This is a genomic window from Candidatus Paracaedibacter acanthamoebae (genome assembly GCF_000742835.1).
Lineage (GTDB): Bacteria > Pseudomonadota > Alphaproteobacteria > Paracaedibacterales > Paracaedibacteraceae > Paracaedibacter > Paracaedibacter acanthamoebae.
Genome location: NZ_CP008941.1, coordinates 1,956,589 through 1,971,256, shown reverse-complemented (window position 1 = coordinate 1,971,256; position 14,668 = coordinate 1,956,589). Strand labels below are relative to the sequence as shown.

14 protein-coding genes and 1 tRNA gene are annotated in these 14,668 nt (G+C 41.0%); 8 read left to right on the top strand and 7 right to left on the bottom strand.

Translation table 11 applies throughout. The features are described 5' to 3' along the window. Positions 1-82 precede the first annotated feature (82 nt). Genes ID47_RS09005 through ID47_RS08990 form a run of 4 tightly spaced genes read left to right on the top strand, consistent with a single transcriptional unit; the run spans position 83 to position 3,000 of the window. On the top strand, positions 83-598 hold the full coding sequence (locus ID47_RS09005; protein ID WP_051908792.1) for a flagellar basal body-associated FliL family protein: 516 nt from the start codon (positions 83-85) through the stop codon (positions 596-598). Positions 599-611: 13 nt separating this feature from the next. Further along, the gene (gene fliM / locus ID47_RS09000) at positions 612-1,643 is read left to right on the top strand and encodes a flagellar motor switch protein FliM (protein ID WP_038465744.1); all 1,032 of its coding nucleotides are present in this window, start codon (positions 612-614) and stop codon (positions 1,641-1,643) included. Next, positions 1,644-2,237, top strand: a complete 594-nt coding sequence (locus ID47_RS08995; protein WP_038465742.1) for a hypothetical protein — start codon at positions 1,644-1,646, stop codon at positions 2,235-2,237. It abuts the gene before it with no gap. Further along, a complete protein-coding gene (locus ID47_RS08990; RefSeq protein WP_038465740.1) occupies positions 2,227-3,000 on the top strand; it encodes a MotE family protein in 774 nt (257 codons plus the stop codon). Before ID47_RS08995 ends, ID47_RS08990 begins: the two co-directional genes overlap by 11 nt. A gap of 748 nt (positions 3,001-3,748) precedes the next feature. Here the strand turns inward: ID47_RS08990 and ID47_RS08985 are convergent. The 6 genes from ID47_RS08985 to ID47_RS08960 all read right to left on the bottom strand — a co-directional run bounded on the left by ID47_RS08985 (position 3,749) and on the right by ID47_RS08960 (position 10,482). Next, positions 3,749-4,459 carry a hypothetical protein gene (locus ID47_RS08985; protein WP_038465737.1) on the bottom strand — a complete coding sequence of 237 codons (711 nt, stop codon included), beginning with the start codon at positions 4,457-4,459 and terminating at the stop codon, positions 3,749-3,751. A gap of 235 nt (positions 4,460-4,694) precedes the next feature. Then, positions 4,695-6,683, bottom strand: a complete 1,989-nt coding sequence (locus tag ID47_RS08980) for a protein-disulfide reductase DsbD family protein (protein ID WP_198022281.1) — start codon at positions 6,681-6,683, stop codon at positions 4,695-4,697. A gap of 299 nt (positions 6,684-6,982) precedes the next feature. Next, positions 6,983-7,309 (bottom strand): quaternary ammonium compound efflux SMR transporter SugE, encoded by a 327-nt coding sequence (gene sugE / locus ID47_RS08975; RefSeq protein ID WP_038465735.1) that lies wholly within the window; start codon positions 7,307-7,309, stop codon positions 6,983-6,985. 6 nt (positions 7,310-7,315) lie between these two features. Then, positions 7,316-7,912 (bottom strand): LolA family protein, encoded by a 597-nt coding sequence (locus tag ID47_RS08970; protein WP_038465733.1) that lies wholly within the window; start codon positions 7,910-7,912, stop codon positions 7,316-7,318. Between the two features lie 50 nt (positions 7,913-7,962). Then, positions 7,963-10,338: an FtsK/SpoIIIE family DNA translocase gene (locus tag ID47_RS08965; RefSeq protein WP_038465731.1), complete on the bottom strand. Its 2,376-nt coding sequence runs from the start codon at positions 10,336-10,338 to the stop codon at positions 7,963-7,965. Positions 10,339-10,407: 69 nt separating this feature from the next. Further along, a tRNA-Thr gene (locus ID47_RS08960) sits at positions 10,408-10,482 on the bottom strand. 40 nt (positions 10,483-10,522) lie between these two features. Here ID47_RS08960 and ID47_RS12480 point away from each other — a divergent pair. The 4 genes from ID47_RS12480 to murA all read left to right on the top strand — a co-directional run bounded on the left by ID47_RS12480 (position 10,523) and on the right by murA (position 13,211). After that, on the top strand, positions 10,523-10,714 hold the full coding sequence (locus ID47_RS12480) for a hypothetical protein (protein WP_075261592.1): 192 nt from the start codon (positions 10,523-10,525) through the stop codon (positions 10,712-10,714). 91 nt (positions 10,715-10,805) lie between these two features. Next, entirely contained in the window at positions 10,806-11,366 is a 561-nt protein-coding gene (dcd, locus tag ID47_RS08950; protein WP_038467555.1) for a dCTP deaminase, read from the top strand. After that, positions 11,363-11,857, top strand: a complete 495-nt coding sequence (locus tag ID47_RS08945; protein ID WP_051908790.1) for a L,D-transpeptidase family protein — start codon at positions 11,363-11,365, stop codon at positions 11,855-11,857. Before dcd ends, ID47_RS08945 begins: the two co-directional genes overlap by 4 nt. Before the next feature lie 70 nt (positions 11,858-11,927). Then, a complete protein-coding gene (murA, locus tag ID47_RS08940; protein WP_038465727.1) occupies positions 11,928-13,211 on the top strand; it encodes a UDP-N-acetylglucosamine 1-carboxyvinyltransferase in 1,284 nt (427 codons plus the stop codon). Between the two features lie 174 nt (positions 13,212-13,385). On the opposite strand, the gene ID47_RS08935 is transcribed toward murA, so the two are convergent. Continuing rightward, positions 13,386-14,558, bottom strand: a complete 1,173-nt coding sequence (locus tag ID47_RS08935) for a hypothetical protein (protein ID WP_038465725.1) — start codon at positions 14,556-14,558, stop codon at positions 13,386-13,388. Positions 14,559-14,668: the final 110 nt, after the last annotated feature.

The following is a 14,668-nucleotide window of genomic DNA, read 5'->3' as shown; positions in this document are numbered from 1 at the left end:
GAATAAAAATTCCAGTTAATAAAATTTTAGCAAAATACATTTTATTCTGACACTAGATAGCTAATTTACTGTCGAGGATTTTATGTCTGAAGAAAAAGAAAATGCAGGGTTACCAGTCAGCAGCGATGGTGGCAAAGGCAAAATTATCATTATTGGAATATTTGTTCTTCTAATTGTTGTGGCTGCGGGTCTGTTTTTTACGCCCGTTGGCGCGAGTTTATTAGGCCATAAAGAACCTGCTAAGGAAGAGGTTAAAAAAGAAGAATCCGCCACTCCTGAGCTTGATGTGACAAAAGTTGCCTTTACAACTCTTCCTGAAATCTTATTGAATCTTAGAAATGCAAGTGGTAAGTCCAGCTTTTTAAAAGTTACTTTTATTGTTCAGTCTCCCACGGAAGAAGTCGGTAAAAAAGTAGAAAAATTGAAGCCGATTCTTATCAATCAGTTTCAAGAATACTTAAGAGGCTTGGATATTGAAGATTTAGCCGGCTCGGCGGGCTTGCAACGTGTTCGGAATGAGCTATTGACCCGAACGAATAATGTCCTGGCTCCGGATAAAGCGTCGGATATCCTTATTGGTCCCTTCTTGATTCAGTAACCGGAGACAGTTTATGAGTGACCAAGAAGATAAGCCAGAAATTGAAATTGCAGAAGAGCAGCCTCTGGCCAGTGAAACGGAAGCTGATTCTAATAAAGCTAAGTCAGTTTACACGGACGATAGTGGGTCTGGTTTTCTAAAGGGATCGACAAGCGCGCAGCAAGGAATTTCATCGCTGGTCAGCAGCAGTGCCGTTTATTATGAACGATTGCCGATGCTTGAGGTCGTTTTTGATCGTTTGGTACGCCTGATGACAACCACAATGCGTAATTTTAGCGGTGAAAATGTTGAAATTTCCTTAGAGTCTATTTCGTCTGTTCGATTTGGTGACTATATGAATAGTATCCCCGTCCCTGCTATGGTCAATGTATTTCTAGCAGAAGAGTGGGACAACCATGGTATTGTCCTGGTGGATACAGACCTAATTTACACCATGATTGATGTTTTGTTAGGGGGGCGGCGAGGGAATGCACCGATGCGATTTGATAATCGCCACTTTACAACCATTGAAATGAGTTTGATTGAACGATTAGTTATGGTGTTCTTATCGGATCTCAGTGCGGCCTTTGATCCCATATGCCCGATCACTTTCCGTTTTGATCGAATGGAAACCAACCCAAAGTTCGCCTCAATTACCCGTCCAACTAATGTTGCGGTTATGGTGCGCTTAGGTGTTCAATTGGATACGCGGGGGGGATGTATTGAATTATTGGTTCCTTATGCGACGCTTGAACCTATTCGTGAGTTGTTATTACAGAACTTTATGGGTGAAAAATTTGGACGTGACTCCATTTGGGAAAGCCATTTAATTAAGGAATTACTCCATACAGATTTGGAGGTAGAAGCAATTCTTGATGAGATAATGTTAGAATTGTCGACCGTCATGGATTGGAAAGTGGGCAGCCAATTACAACTGAATGCCAAGCCTGAGTCGTTGGTCAAAATCGTTTGTGGCGATATTCCCTTATTTATGGGGGCAGTTGGTAAAAAAGCAGGAAATGTAGCGGTCAAAATTGACCATATTATAAATAATGAGGAGGCGTAAATGCCAATACTAGTTGATATTATTATGATTGGGTTATTAGTTGGTGTCATCATTCATTCAGCACGGTTATCCAAATCTTTAGCAAACTTTAAAGTGTTGCATTCAGAAATGCTACCAATGATGAAGGATTATGCCCGGACTCTAATTGAGACGCGCACCCAAATGCAAGAATTGAAAAATATCTCGAGTGAAGTGGATCACATTATCACCTCTCGAATTCCGCCAGCATTGATGATCAAAAATGATTTAGACTTTTTAGTTTCACGAGCCAATGAATTAGCAGACCATTTAGAGGCGCTTGTTGCAAAAGGTCGGCAACAAGAATTCCCCATTATCAAAGAAACATTAGAGAAAGAAACCCGTGAGACAACAGAAAAAGCACAACAGCCAAAGGTTAAGAAAAAGCTGAAGCCGTTAGCGCCTTTTAAATTGAAGGCAACTGTTGCAGATAAAGTTGCCCCCCTGCCAGAGAGCATAGAGCCCGACATTTTAGAGGAAGTTTCCATCTCCCCTAAAAAACCGGCCCTAGAATCCTTTTTCTCAAGCAAGGCAGTCAAAAAAGTAACCAGCAAGGCCCGTACTCATGCAGCATGAAGCCATAAAAGTAATTCTCAAGCTTTTGTCCTGGCGCCCAGATTTAAATTTAATGGTTATTCTGGTCGCAGGATTGTGCGTTATTTATAGAGCTGAGGATATATGGCATCATCGACAACTAATTGATTTAAGCAATACCTCGCTGGTTTCGCAAGCGAATGCTGCGCCAGAACAGAAACCAGAAACGCCTGCGACTTCAGAAAAATCGACCTCTGACAATAAAGCCGCCCCTCCAGCTGTAACCACGGAAAAGGCTGACAAAGCAGCTGCGGCAGAGAAAAAAACTGAGTTCGACCCCTTAAATTTAGATGAAAACCAGGTAAAAATTTTAAAAGCAATGGCTAAAAAAGAAGGCGATACCACCATTGCGGATGACCGGGCTGAGTTGGTTAAGAAAGAAGAAATCGCCAAAATAGCGGAAAGTAAGATTTTAGATCAGATTACCCAATTAGAAGAAGTTCGCAAAGATATAAAAGAAACGAAAGATGCTTTGACTAAGCAAGAGCAAATGAATGTGGCCCAGATGGTGAAAATCTATGAAACTATGAAGCCTGAAGAAGCTGCAGCCATATTCAATAAATTAGAAATTACGGCATTAAGCCAAATTGTGAAAGCAATGAATCCTAAAAAGGCAGGGGTAATCATGGCTGTTATGGATGAAGCAAAGGTTAGAACTGTGACACTCGTTATGCTCGAAGATAGTCAGACAAAGCTGGCTATAAAGGCTCAACAGAAAGAAAAGCCAAAAGAGACGAATAAATGATAGGGAGAAAGTCTAGATGATTGGATATTAATTAAGGTTAGTGCAACATTTATACCTTAGTAAATAAAATCCTCTTTTAGAACTTCAAAAGGAATTTTATCTTTTAAGGCAGAAGGAGGTCTATGGCAATTATAGATTTTCCCCCATCCTTCCAGTTTTTTGAATGTCAATATTGTCAGTGAAATGGATAACCTAATAAAATTCTACTCGATCAAGCCTATCTATGCGAATGTTCAACCTTGCCATTCAAGTGGAAAAATCTGAGATTAATAGGAGCATATTTTATTTCTAAATTTGCGCAATATCAATGAACAGGAGAGTAAAATTCCTATTCATTGTCTATTCGAAGAATGGGGAGACAACTGTAATATTTAAACGGTTGAGTTAGAGATTTTGGTAAATCATATTCATATGGTTGTTCGGTCAGGTCACCAGGCATTGCCCTCAGACATCAATCGCTAAAAGCATTTTAGAACGACAATTTTTTAGGCTTCTCCCTGAAATTAAGAAGAAATATTTTTAGGATGGAAAACTGTGGGCTTGCAGCTGTTTCGTGCAGACTATTGGAAATGCCAAGGAAGAAATTATACGGCGATATATATAAAATTAGTTTATAGAAACAGACAAAGGCCAAAAAAAGTCTGCCAATTAAAATTGCTTTAAAACTCGGTCCCTTGGGACCGAGTTTTTTATACAAACTTATTAAATTATTCAGTAGAAGTAGTTTTCTCGTTTTAACAATCCCCCCTTAGGAAGGATTGCTTACTTTGAAAAAATATGAGTGAGCTTTTTTAAGAGCTAAACTTAATGCCTCTTTTGATGATTCTTTCAAATTAGTATAGTTTGGTGGGGCATCCCACTTACCATCTATAGAGTTAGAAAAATTAATTTCATAATATCCCACGATGGAGTTAGTTTTTAACTCTACCATATAAATTTTTACTGTTGCAACACCTAGAGGAGCACCCCTTGGTATAAAAGAATAATGGTCACGCCAAATGCCAAAACCACCATCAAGAATGAGGGCATAATCAACATTGTATTTTTTCTTAAAATCTTTGAAATCATATGGAGCATATTTGATATTACCGTCTGCTGCCTCCTTAAGATCTTGCGGTAATATAGAAGCTGGAGCTTTTATAACCTTGAATGACTTTGATGATAAGGAATCAGTGAATGGTTGATAGTAATCTTCTATGAGAATTGGCTTTGCATCTATTGTTTGCAAAGTTTCTTTGATATTGTGTCCCCTCATTTGATTTACGGCTATATCCAAAATACCCTGTCGGCCTCCTGTATAAAAATCTGGCTTTTCTATATTAGATATATGCGTAATTAATACTGAACTTGGTTTTGCTAGAACCTCAGGAGCCAGCTTTGAATTTTCTATCCGTTGTGCGCATCCTGAAAGCAAAGATACAAAACATAAGCATGTAAGAATTTTATAGTATATTTTCATATTATCATCTCTCTGATTATTGTAGTTGATATTTAAGGTTAAGTGTACAGTCTGTTAATTTAGTAAGCTAAATGTAAGAGGATTTTGCTTTGATTGTCGATGATAAATTAAGCGCCATTTCATCTACCTTAAGAGGAGCGTCTGTTTGTCGCAGATATTTTGGCACCTTCTTGTGTTGCTTGTGCAGTTAGAATGCTGCAACCTGCAGCAACAACGGCTAACAATTTTTTCATAATTATCCTCCATTCATGATAGTTTCAACGAGGATTGACTCGGTTAATATCTGGGGAAGAATCTGGGATTCTCCGGTTTTTGAATAAAACACATACAGCGGCACACCACTGCGCCCAAAGCTGCCAAGATAATCGGTAATTTCAGCATCTTGATTCGTCCAATCGGCTTCTAAAAAGGCTATGTCATTATCTTTAAAAAGCAATTGAACAGCTGTTGATTTCAGCGCAACTTCATTGACTTTACAGGTAATACACCAAGCTGCTGTGCCGTACACAAATACCGGGCGGCCTTGGGCCCTTAATTCTTGAAGCCGTTGGCGGGAAAATTTCTCAACCCTGACAATTTCTTGCGGCTGCTGTAAATAGGCAATGGGTGCAACCGTGAGAGTCGCCAGTCCAAGCATCATAAGAATCTTAGCTATCGGGGATCGGTGACGATGGCGTTGCCAAATCCAAATGCTAAAGGCCATAAGCACTAACCCCATGAGACAGATAATAAGCCCGCGCGATCCTGTCTGCTGGACCAGAACCCATAACAGCCAGGCAACACTGGCATACATCGGAAAAGCCATAAATTCTTTAAAAGTTTCCATCCACCGCCCCGGTTTAGGTAAAACTTTTAAAGCAGCAGGGAATAGGCTGATTAATAAATAAGGTAAGGCAAAGCCAATAGACAAGCTTAAGAAAACCAGAAAAATAATAAAAGAAGGTTGACCCATGGCATACCCAATGGCGACGCCCATAAAAGGAGCGGTGCACGGTGTAGCGACAAGAACCGCCAATATGCCAATCCAAAAACTGCCCCACTTACTCGTTTCATCATTGATAGTCGCTTGGGTATTGCCAAATAAGATAGGCAGATACACCACACCCGAGAGGCTTAAGCCGACAAAGAACATTAGATAAGTCATAAAAACAATGAAATAAGGATTTTGCATTTGAAAGCCCCATCCCACAGTTTCTCCCGTCTGTTTAATACCAATGAGAACTGAGGCCAATGTTAGAAATGTAACGATGACGCCCAACGTATAAAGCAGCCCTTGTTGACGGATAAAGCTTGGTTGGTGATGGGCCTTCTTAGCAATGGTGACAGCTTTCAAAGACAGTACAGGGAAAACACAAGGCATTGCATTGAGGACCAATCCGCCTAGTAAGGCGAGCAATAAAACGCCCCACAAGGTAGTTTCTAAACCTTGTTTAATAGGAGCTACTTCAACTTTGCCAAAATAAAGTTGGTAGGATTTTATCGTCTTAGTTTCAGCATCGGTGGCTTGGATCAAGCCTGTGATACGATCAGGAAATGTGTGATTTTTAGCAATTGTCATGACCACATGGTTATCTTTGATCGACCAATGTTGTGGCATACTATTTTGGATAACGCCTTTTTCTTCAGGAAAGAAGACAATTTCACTAATTTTTCTATCGGTTAGAAAACCTGCTGGCAGGTAAAAGACAACATTGTCGCCTTTGACTTGATATTCTCCAAATTGATCAGGTTTTTCAGGAAGTTCACTGACTAACTCATCAATCAATGGTTTATGTTGGCTATAAAGAGAATCATTTTCTTGAGACCGATTCAGGATTAAGGCTAATTTTGTTTCTTCAGGGATACAAGTTTCTTCACAAACCAACCAATTGGCTTGAACGGATAATGTATACTTATCCTGCAACAGATCCGTGGGAGGAATTATTTGGACGAGGTGATAGGCTTCATTGGTATAGCCAAAAGACACTAAGGTTGACTGTGGTAAGCGTTCAGGGGGTAACCATTGAATAGGAGAGACGGAAAATCCATCGGGAAGTTCCCATGTCAATTGGGTTTCAAGACCAGAATCACCTGGATTTTTCCAATAAGTGTGCCAGCCAGGTTTCATCGTTATTTTAAAAGCAAGCCAGAAGGGTTGGCTGGGTTTAATTGATTCGACTTCACTCAGCAATTCAACGGTTGTGTGTTCGAGGGTTGCTTGAGTTGCCAACAGGGGAGTCAGCATCAACGAGACTCCCAGGAAAATACTTCTTAAAAAATTCATAACCGTGAAATCACTCTGAATAAAAATAACATAAGCCAATTTTAGCCCATATCTCCTCCTCCGACTATAGGATAATTGTGATCTGTTTCACTTAAATATTAACCTATTGAATTGTTATATGATAAAATCTCTATATATCTTCTGGCAAACTTAATTTATAACCGTGAAATCGTCCGCAATAAATAAGATACATCAATTTCATTATAGCTTTTAGGTTCCCCTTATAGGGTCATTGTGATTTGTTTCTTAAGTATCAGGGTTTAAGAGCTACTGCTCATTTTTAATCCAACGATTGAAATGATCAATAAAGTTAAAAAGAAAATACGCATTGGTGAGACTGTTTCTTGTAGTAATAGAATGCCCAATAAGGCGGTACCACACGCTCCAATCCCTACCCAAATGGCATAAGCAGTACCGAGAGGAAGGGTTTCAACTGCCTTTGCTAGTAAGAATATACTTGCGATCATGGATAGAATGGTTATAACGCTTGGCCATAATTGAGTAAATCCTTGAGCGTATTTAAGGCCGATCGCCCAAACGATTTCTAACAGACCTGCTATTACTAAATAAGTCCAAGCTAATGCCATTGATGCTTAGCCCTTATATTTAAATAAGTTGGCATCCAGACTCATGCCAATATTAACTTCTTCAAGATGCACACGGGTCATCAACCCTTGGGGATCAATAACAGCCCAACCATTAAGTTTAAAAATAGGCGATGTTGAAAATTTTAAAATTAAAGCAGCACCTGATTCATCGCCAGAGCGAATAACTTTTAAGCCCAGTTCAGTCCCGTCAACAGCCTTTTCAACAATCTTAAGATCATTATGTAAATCAATTTTACGGCGAAGTAAGAAAGCCGCTGGTGTTGCTTCTATATCATAGGTGTTTTTTTCCTTAGCCTGGTCATCATAAAAAATGAAGTCATGGCCATCAACAATCATTAAATCCTTAAGGGGAGCATCATACTCAATCCGCATTTTGCCGAATTGCTTTCTCCCCCCCCGTTCCATATAAAACCAACCTTTTTGAGTGCTGCCATTGTCATTGGTTTGAAGGATGCGGGCCCGATAAGTTTTGATGCCATTTAGATAATTTTCAACTTTTTTAACTAAGGCTGGATCAACAGCTGCTTGTGTTGCCATGATCATTAATACTGTGGCTAAAACTGTGCGTAGAATATAAGTCATTGTTTGCTCCTTGTTAATGGCAGTAAATCAGCCCACCCTAATGGATATTGTTAGCCAATTACTTCTCGTTTACCAACATGATTAGCCGGACTGATGAGGCCTTCTTTTTCCATCTGTTCAATCATTCTTGCGGCGCGGTTATAGCCAATTTGTAAATGGCGTTGGACAAAACTTGTGGATGCTTTCCCTTCACGGCGGACCAACTCAACGGCTTGCTGATACAAAGCATCTCCTCCCTCTGGCTCTGAGCCATTGGCAGTGGAAAATTCACCATCATCCTCAGTGACGCTATCGATATAGCTGGGTTCTCCTTGGCTTTTAAGGAACTGAACGATGCGTTCGACCTCTGTATCTTTGACAAACGGGCCATGCACACGTAGCAATCGACCGCCACCAACCATATAAAGCATGTCACCTTGGCCTAATAACTGCTCAGCACCTTGTTCACCGAGAATTGTACGGCTGTCAATTTTACTGGTAACCATAAAGCTGATACGGGTTGGAAAGTTGGCCTTAATCGTTCCCGTAATCACATCCACCGAGGGACGTTGGGTTGCCATAATTAAGTGAATACCGGCGGCTCGGGCCATTTGAGCCAGACGTTGAACGGCGGCTTCAATCTCCTTGCCAGCAACGAGCATTAAGTCAGCCATTTCGTCGACAACAACAACAATGTAAGGGAGAGGCGTTACATCCAAAGATTGATTTTCGAAAATAGGTTTGCCCGTATCGGGATCAAAGCCTGTTTGAACACGGCGCATCAGAATCTCCCCACTTTGACGGGCTTCTTGAATGCGAGTGTTATAGCCATCAATATTGCGGACTCCGAGCTTTGACATGGCCCGATAGCGGCTTTCCATTTCCCGAACCGCCCATTTTAAAGCGACAATGGCTTTTTTAGGATCTGTTACCACGGGCGTTAGCAAATGGGGAATACCATCATAAACGGAAAATTCAAGCATTTTTGGGTCAATCATAATGAATTTACACTGATCCGGTGACAGTCGATATAGTAAGGATAAAATCATGGTGTTAACAGACACGGACTTACCTGATCCTGTGGTACCTGCGACCAGCAAGTGGGGCATGCGTGCTAAGTCAGCAATAATGGGGTTGCCGCCGATATCTTTGCCCAAAATCATCGCCAGGCTGGCTGAATGTTTATGATAATCTTCCGACAATAATAAATCCCGCATATACACGGTTTCTCGCGTTGGATTTGGAAGTTCGATCCCAATCACATTGCGACCCGGAATAACAGCGATACGTGCGGAGTGGGCGCTCATGGAGCGGGCAATATCATCAGCCAGACCAATAACGCGAGAGGTTTTAATGCCCGCTGCCGGTTTAAGTTCATACAAGGTGACAACGGGGCCAGGGCAAACGCCAACGATCTCACCGCGCACGCCAAATTCACTCAAAACTTGTTCAAGTTGAGCGGCATAACTTTGCAGTTGCTCATCCGAGATGCTTTTAGAGATTTTTTTCGGTTGAACATCCAAAAGATCAATAGATGGTAATTGATAATCATCGACAGCATAGGACGTACTGACTTTAACCGCAGCTGATTTGGGCGATTTGCTGACTAAAGATTCTTCATATTGATCGATGGCAGCATCTGAATAATTAGCTTCTTCATACAACGATGTCTTAATTGGGATAGCCATCGACGCCTGAGCGCCGGAGGTTACAGGTTTATCAGTCACATTAGCCCGCAAAACTGCTTTATTAAGAACAGGCGGTTCTTCGTCGTGAGAGGAAGTTGGAAGTTTTGATGGACGACGCAGAAGATATGAGGCAATCCACGATCCTGCCTTATGGATCTGTGTCCAAATTGTTTTAAGGCGACCAAAAATTCTGGACCATTGATGAAGATTTAAGCCTAATGCACCCGCGTAAATAATGCCACACAGAGCAGCGCTAACGATTTGAATGGCACCCTTAAATTGAGCGGGAATTAATTTGACTAAAATAGTTAAGAGGATGGATCCAAAAATCCCACCAATATTTTGTAGGTCAAAAAACCAACGGTGAGTAGGCACGGCTGTTAAGGCGATAGAGGCTAAAGCTAAAGCAAGTATTAAAAGGATAAATTTCGTTAAAGGACGTGATAGGTGATCCTCAATCATTAACACTCCTCCCCACACGAAAAGAGCGAAAATTGCCATAAAACTTCCAACACCAAAAGACTGGAGTAAAAGGTCAGCGATAACTGCCCCTGGGTAATCAAGCCAATTTAAGGGATTAGCCCCATTTGCTGTGTTCCACGATGCATCGGCTGGGTTATAAGAAGCAATGCTTAAAAGGGCTAGAATGCCGAGACAAGTAATTGAAAAGCCAGAAAACTGGTGCATTCGTTTGCGAATTAAATCCCAAATTTCAGGGGGAAGCAATCGGGATGAGCGAGATGAAAATTTTCGTGCCATTACAATAGATTCTTAATTATATCGTTGGCCTTATTATCTCAGAAAATGTGGTGAGGGGAAAGAAATTAATGGTGCCGCTGGAGAGAATCGAACTCTCGACCCCACCCTTACCAAGGGTGTGCTCTACCTCTGAGCCACAGCGGCAAAAGATGATGTCTGCAGAATCTCATATCTTACGATTAAAATGCAAGATTTTTTGTTGCAGAAAATAGATGAAGCTCTTATAAATCAGATTATGAGCGAAAAAATTACTCCCGAAGAAAAGGCTCGGCGTATGGCCGATGCCTTAAGAGAAAATCTTAAACGTCGCAAGCAACAACAGCGAGACCGCGACCAGTCCGGTATGCCTCAAAAACAATTGGACAGTGATCGTTAAATCCTGATACTTTCAAGAGTAAAAAGACTTGAAATATATGGAATATGTCATGAATACTGCAGCTGCAAAACAAACATTAGAACAAATCCAAATGAATGGCGGTATTTTGCCAGATTCGTGGATTCGTGAACAATCTTTAAAGCATGGTATGATTGAGCCATTTGTTGAAAAGCAGGTCCGGCAAGATGTGATTTCATATGGTGTTTCATCGTATGGTTATGATGCGCGCTGTGCTCCAGAATTTAAGATTTTTACCAACGTTCATAATGCTATCGTTGATCCAAAAAACTTTTCCGAAACTAGTTTTGTTGAAAAAGAAACTGATGTGTGCATTATTCCACCGAACAGCTTTGTTCTGGCCCGCACAGTCGAGTATTTTCGGATTCCGCGTGATGTGTTGGTCATTTGTTTAGGTAAATCAACTTATGCGCGGTGCGGCATTATCGTTAACGTAACACCGCTTGAGCCAGAATGGGAAGGTCATGTAACGCTTGAGTTTTCAAATACGACCCCCTTGCCAGCCAAAATCTATGCTAATGAAGGGGTCTGCCAATTCCTATTCTTAAAAGGGACGAGTGACTGCGAAGTTTCATATGCTGACCGCAGTGGTAAATACATGGGGCAACGTGGAGTTACTTTGCCAAGGCTATGACGTTTATTCTCCGATTTTTGATACTATCTTTAATGGGCATACAGGGAGCTGTTGCTCGGGTGGATAGTATCGAAATTATCAAACATCGTCATGAATTGAATCTCATTAAGGATGATAAAGTCCTGAAAACCTATAAGGTTTCTTTGGGTAGACAGTCTGTAGGGCGGAAGATGGATAAGGATGATAAACGGACACCAGAAGGGCATTATGAGATTCGCCGTAAACTTTTAGCCACAGATTACCATAAAAGCTTAATTCTAAATTATCCAACGCCAGAAGAGAAAGCTGATGCCGATGCACGCGGTATTAACATCGGAGATCACTTGTGTATTCATGGTATACGCAGCTATTTACAGTATATGCCTTATTTTATGCAAAAACTTCATCGTTGGATTGATTGGACAGCCGGATGTGTTGCCATGGCGAATAATGAAATAGATGAAATATTTGAAGAAGTTGAAGAAGGTACGCCGGTTGTGATATACGAATAAGGATAGATCTGTGCCGTAACAGGTCTAAAATAATTTTTATATAAAGACGTTTAAATCGCCAGGAGCAAAAATGGATCAAATTCGCATTATTGGTGGAACACCACTTCGAGGAACAATAACAATTAGTGGTGCCAAAAATGCGGCTTTGCCCCTTTTGACAGCAGCTCTTTTAAGCAATGAAGCTTTAGAACTGACAAATATTCCAGATCTAGCAGATATTAAGTCCATGATTGATCTGTTGGAACAGCATGGTCTGACTGTGAGTCGGGATTTAGAGGCTAAAAAAGTTACCCTTAATGCTCAGGCTATCAACAACACAACAGCACCGTATGATATCGTGCGTAAAATGCGGGCATCCATTTTGGTGCTTGGTCCTCTTGTTGCCCGATGTGGGGAGGCTCGTGTTTCCTTACCCGGCGGATGTTCTATTGGCACACGGCCTGTTGATATTCACTTACGGGGATTGGAAGAGCTGGGTGCAAAGATTGAGTTAAAAGACGGTTATATTAATGCGGAAGCGCCAAACGGATTGAGGGGAGCTACTATTACAATGCCGATCGTTTCTGTGACGGCAACCGAAAACCTTATGATGGCAGCAACCTTAGCAAAAGGAACAACTAAACTTATTAATGCAGCCAGAGAGCCAGAAATTGTGGATCTAGCCAACTGTTTACGATCCATGGGAGCCAATATTCAGGGAGATGGAACAGACACCATCACCATTGAGGGCGTGAGCAAATTGCACAAAGCAACACACCGCGTCATTGCTGATCGTATTGAAACGGGAACTTTTGCTATTGCGGCGGCAATTACAGGCGGTGAACTGTATCTTAAAGATACCAGCATTGATTTATTGCCAAGCTTTATTAGCAGCTTGCAAAAAGCAGGGGTTATCATTGAAGCAGGTCAGGATGGTTTTTGGGTCAAGTCCTCAGCCCAACCTATTGCCGGTGTGGATATCATGACGGAACCCTATCCAGGATTCGCAACGGATCTTCAAGCACAAATGATGGCATTGATGACAGTGTGTCAAGGAGCGTCCATGATGACTGAAACTATCTTTGAAAATCGTTTTATGCATGTGCCTGAATTATGCCGAATGGGGGCTAATATTACCGTTCATGGGTCCTCTGCCTTGGTACGAGGGGTCAGCCAACTGCGTGGGGCGCCGGTCATGGCAACCGATCTACGGGCTTCAGTTTCGCTGGTTCTAGCTGGGCTTGCGGCTGAGGGGGAAACGATACTTAGCCGTGTTTATCACTTAGACCGGGGTTATGAGCATATTGAAACCAAGCTCCGTCAGTGTGGTGCTCATATTGAACGCATTAAGGAAAAGGAAGCTCTTGCTGCTTAAGTATTAACCAGACCAGTATAAATTAGTAACTTTTTTAGGAGGCTTTAATATTCTTTTTTTCAGGTCTTGAAAATTCCTCCTTGTTGGAAATCTTGAAGGTTGACAAGGGGGCAGGGCCCCTAGCATTGAAGCCCCTCCCCCTATCTTAACTCTATAAGATAAACTGAAAAGTTACTAAGCAATCTTTTCCGCTATTGTTTCTTGGTAGACGCCGCAAGTAGTTTTCAGCTTTCCACTAACAGCAACGCTAATAGAATTAGTATCTTTGCTTATTACTTTTGACGTTAACCCATTATACTTACATAAAGCTTTTACAGCTTTGGCTGACAATTGCTCGTCTTTTGAGAGTGCGGTATATGTCGCTGTTGCAGTAAACGGCAATGTAACATTAGTGGCTACATAGACAATATTTCCTATTCTATAGGTGCCTGGATCTTTTGGGCTCATTTCAGCCTTAGCCGTAAAGCTTCTCATTTGAGTGTTTGTCCAGCTCTGATTTGAGGCAAATTCAAATGAGCCCCCTAAAGTTATTTTCCCTTCAAGAACCAAGGGAATGCCAGCCTGGATAGTTGTTTGTATAGATATCCCGAGCTTTTCATTGAGTCCCCAAGTAAAAGTTTCTGTAATATCTTTTTTATAATCACCTCCTATTTTAACGCCCAAATCCACACCTTTCACTTGCACGGTTTGAACACTAGAAAGGTCGGGTAGAGCAGCAGCCTTTAATTTAGCTTCAATATCATCGCCAAAATTAAAGTTTGTTACAGTCGCTGCAAGTGTATAATCCTGAGGCACTAAGGAAAAAAAGCGCTCATTTCCAGGATTCTCAGAAGAGGCTATTTGCAAAAGGAATCCGCCATTCTCAGTTTTTTCATCTGCTGAATAAACTGCGAAAAATCCAGGTAAAGATTTGGGTGCTAATTTAAAATAACCAGGAGCTTTTTGTGCGGCTGTGATCTTCCAAAATCCACGATCTTTTAGACTTTGAGTCGGTGTCATTTGCATATATTGACCCTTAGAACTTTTTTCATCGTTGTAAATTATAAAAGAGATGCCGGAAGTATTTTCCATTCCTTTCTTTATCCTGAAATGGCCGGGAGCAGCAGGAGCAGCTGTAATGCTCCATCTTTCATTAACTCCAGGGGTTTCAAGGGGCGCTACCTGTAAATAGTGCCCATTATCATTTTTTTTAGTGGCAAAAGTTACAAAATAATTAGGTAAGTTCTTCGGAGAAATAGCATATTGTACTCCTTCTGCGGGCTTAAAATTCGCAGGGATTTCAGCTGCTATAACAGATGAGCTTATAAAGAGTGAGGCCGATAAAAGAGAGAAAAAATTTTTTTTCATGTTATTTAATCCTGTTTTCTTGTTTAAACTTTATTAAAAGATACAAATTATATTTACAAAAATATTTTACTTAACACGTTAAGTTCTATGGATATTGTTAGATAAGCAGT

Coding starts and splice junctions, on each gene's coding strand:
- murA (WP_038465727.1), top strand. CDS start 11,928: ATGGATCAAATTCGCATTATTGGTGGAACACCACTTCGAGGAACAATA.
- ID47_RS08965 (WP_038465731.1), bottom strand. CDS start 10,338: ATGGCACGAAAATTTTCATCTCGCTCATCCCGATTGCTTCCCCCTGAA.
- dcd (WP_038467555.1), top strand. CDS start 10,806: ATGAATGGCGGTATTTTGCCAGATTCGTGGATTCGTGAACAATCTTTA.
- ID47_RS08945 (WP_051908790.1), top strand. CDS start 11,363: ATGACGTTTATTCTCCGATTTTTGATACTATCTTTAATGGGCATACAG.
- ID47_RS09005 (WP_051908792.1), top strand. CDS start 83: ATGTCTGAAGAAAAAGAAAATGCAGGGTTACCAGTCAGCAGCGATGGT.
- sugE (WP_038465735.1), bottom strand. CDS start 7,309: ATGGCATTAGCTTGGACTTATTTAGTAATAGCAGGTCTGTTAGAAATC.
- ID47_RS08985 (WP_038465737.1), bottom strand. CDS start 4,459: ATGAAAATATACTATAAAATTCTTACATGCTTATGTTTTGTATCTTTG.
- ID47_RS08935 (WP_038465725.1), bottom strand. CDS start 14,558: ATGAAAAAAAATTTTTTCTCTCTTTTATCGGCCTCACTCTTTATAAGC.
- fliM (WP_038465744.1), top strand. CDS start 612: ATGAGTGACCAAGAAGATAAGCCAGAAATTGAAATTGCAGAAGAGCAG.
- ID47_RS08980 (WP_198022281.1), bottom strand. CDS start 6,683: ATGCTGACTCCCCTGTTGGCAACTCAAGCAACCCTCGAACACACAACC.
- ID47_RS08995 (WP_038465742.1), top strand. CDS start 1,644: ATGCCAATACTAGTTGATATTATTATGATTGGGTTATTAGTTGGTGTC.
- ID47_RS08990 (WP_038465740.1), top strand. CDS start 2,227: ATGCAGCATGAAGCCATAAAAGTAATTCTCAAGCTTTTGTCCTGGCGC.
- ID47_RS12480 (WP_075261592.1), top strand. CDS start 10,523: ATGCAAGATTTTTTGTTGCAGAAAATAGATGAAGCTCTTATAAATCAG.
- ID47_RS08970 (WP_038465733.1), bottom strand. CDS start 7,912: ATGACTTATATTCTACGCACAGTTTTAGCCACAGTATTAATGATCATG.